2 protein-coding genes are annotated in these 2,810 nt (G+C 37.0%); both read right to left on the reverse strand.

All coding sequences use genetic code 11. The features are described 5' to 3' along the window. Positions 1-231: 231 nt before the first annotated feature. On the reverse strand, positions 232-1,878 hold the full coding sequence (locus AB1422_18685; protein MEW6621327.1) for a FapA family protein: 1,647 nt from the start codon (positions 1,876-1,878) through the stop codon (positions 232-234). An 18-nt stretch (positions 1,879-1,896) separates the two neighbouring features. Beyond that, positions 1,897-2,667 carry an RNA polymerase sigma factor WhiG gene (whiG, locus tag AB1422_18690; GenBank protein MEW6621328.1) on the reverse strand — a complete coding sequence of 257 codons (771 nt, stop codon included), beginning with the start codon at positions 2,665-2,667 and terminating at the stop codon, positions 1,897-1,899. Positions 2,668-2,810 lie beyond the last annotated feature (143 nt).

A 2,810-nucleotide genomic window follows, 5' to 3' on the forward strand; every position in this document is an offset into this window, starting at 1 on the left:
AAACAACAAATTTCCATAAATTTCTATTAGTTTCTATTAATTTCAATTTTTTTAATAATATCTCCCTATCTCCTTAATCTCCACATCTCCTTTTGTTACACCACCTGAACGCTTACCCTTTTTTAACCGCAAAGAACGCAAAGAAATCGACCGCAAAGAACGCAAAGATTAAAGGAGAAAAGAATCATAGAAAATTCACGAAACTCCAGTAGAAGCCTCTCCCCTTTTTACTCACCTACTTGCCGATTTCAGGTTTATTGCTTCTTGATACGGAGTGATTTCGATTTTTCCGCCTTTAGCGGTAAAGGTTACATATTTATATTCCTCAAAGGTATGGAGGATGGCGTTATGGATAGAGATTTTTACACCAGGATAAATGATGTTGAGTATGGCTATTCTTCCACCGCTATCAAAAGATGTTCTTTTTTGTAATGTGGTTATTTTTTCCGTTGCCTCGCGTAATTTTTCGATTAATAAATCCTGGGCTTTAAGATGGGTGGTTAATAATTCCTCTTTTCCTTCAGGTAGGTGACCATTAGTAGATGCTTTTAAGTTAAGTAATGTTTTTATGCCTAATTTTAGTTCCTGGAATTTTTTCTTATCTTCAGCAATCTCGTAGGCTAAACGGTGGATTTCTTCGCGAGATTGTGGGTCTAATCCTACTTCTAACTCAGTTGGGACTTCAGTCCATGCCCCGATAGCTTTAGCTCGTATCTCTACGCCGGCACGAACTCTACCACCAAGGATTACACCTAATCTCCCTGTTAGAATAACTTTATGTTTAGCATTGATGTAGCTATGGACAATAGATTCACTGACAATGACATCGTGATGGGAATCTATTTTACTGTGTTCTATGAATTTAGCGGATACATCCCCCAATGCGTAGAGATGAGCCTCATTTTTTCCTAAAATTCCATTTCCGACATTAATGTTTCTGCCAGCCTTAATGTGTGCATTTTCTATACAACCAGCGATAAATATATCTCCACCTGCCTTGACACTAAACCCACCTAAGACATCTCCATTAATCACAACCGTTCCTGGAAAATCGATATTTCCGGTGGAATAATCTACATTTCCATTGATATTATAGACCGGGTCTATATTAATTTTATCTTTGTCAAATATCAGTCGTCCAGAAATGCTTGCTTTCAATTCTAATCCATCTGGCGAAACCTCTATGTTTTTCCCTTGAGGAAAAGGGACATCTTTACCTGGTTGTGGGGGTATTAATCTGCTGGTAACCGTAATTCCTGGTTTGCCGGAAGTCGCTTTAGTTTTAACTGCAATTACTTCGTTTTGCTGGACAATATCAATTGGGCACATCTGTTTAAAATCTACCTTTCCAGCAACTTCTTCAAATTTAATCTCTTTTTGTTTTTTAAATTTAAAGGTTATTTCTGCATCTTTTCCATTTTCTGGCGGGATACCTTCTGCGACTAAAAACACCCTGTTAAATTCCTCTCTCTTTAAAACCCCGGCTAATTTATCCTCCTGTATTCCATAGACTACCTTTTGTTTAGCCAGTTCTTCAAGAATACTTTTAATGGTGATTACTTTTCCTCCTTCAGGTGGATAGAGAATGGTTAAATAGGCTTTTAATTCATCCTCACTAATTTCGACTAAGAGTATATCAACGACTGATTCAACTCGATATTCGCCAATCCTTACTGAGACACCATTGCTTAGTTTTACAGCCTCCGTAATTGCCTCGAAGTCAACATCTTTTATCCGCTCATTATCTTTAACTTGAATTAAAACTTCTTCTAAATCAACTCTTTTCCCTTCACCCAGTGGTGGATAGACCGTTAAATAAACACCCGTAGGCACTGAGGCGATTTTAAAATAACCATCGACATCATAAGGTCGTTTCATTGGTTCTCCTCTGACTTTTTATCCCTCAAACATTTCCTGTATTTTGTTCAAATATCCTCTTAATCGCAATATTGCTTTGCTATGTAATTGACATATCCTTGATTCTGTAACGCCCAACACTTTTCCAATCTCTTTCAATGTTAAATCATCATAATAATATAAAACAACAATTTCCTTTTCTCGCACCGGAAGATTATTGATAGCCTGAATAAGAAGTCTTTTCAATTCTTCTTGTTCTAATTTTGCATCAGGTCCTTGTTCAGGAGGGGTTTTAATCGTATCGATTACTTCTATTTTCTCTTCATCATCTAAACGCCAGATATCATCTAAGGAAATCAATGATATGCCACTCATCTGTAAGAGTAATTGGGAGAGTTCTTCTTCAGTTATCCCCAGGGCAGATGCTACTTCCTGGTCTGTAGCCGGGCGACCTAATTTATACTCTAACTCCCCATAGATTTTCTCAATCTGTTTAGCCTTTTGTCGTAATGACCTTGGGACCCAATCTAAAATCCTTAGTTCATCAATTATTGTGCCTTTTATTCGAGTAATGGCATAAGTTTTGAATGTAGTTCCTATTGTCGGGTTATATTTTTCAATGGCATCGATTAATCCTAAAATCCCATAACTCACTAAATCATCATATTCCACCTGTGGTGGTGTGCTCATCGCGATTTTACCGGCAATATATTTCACCGTCCCGGCATATTTAAGGATTAATTCTTCCCTTATCTTAGGATTGTTAGTGCGTTTATATTCTTTCCATAGTTCTTCTTCTGTTTTTGCCATATTTTTTACTCCTTAATGTAACTATTCACCACGAAGAGCACGAAGGGCAGGGAGATGTTACAGAACAAATCTCTTTATGCCTTCTTCCAATCTTTCCACATTGAAATTTATCAATAGACCAACCTTGATATTTGCCAATTTCA

The organism is bacterium, assembly GCA_040757115.1.
Classification (GTDB): Bacteria; UBA9089; CG2-30-40-21; order CG2-30-40-21; family SBAY01; genus JBFLXS01.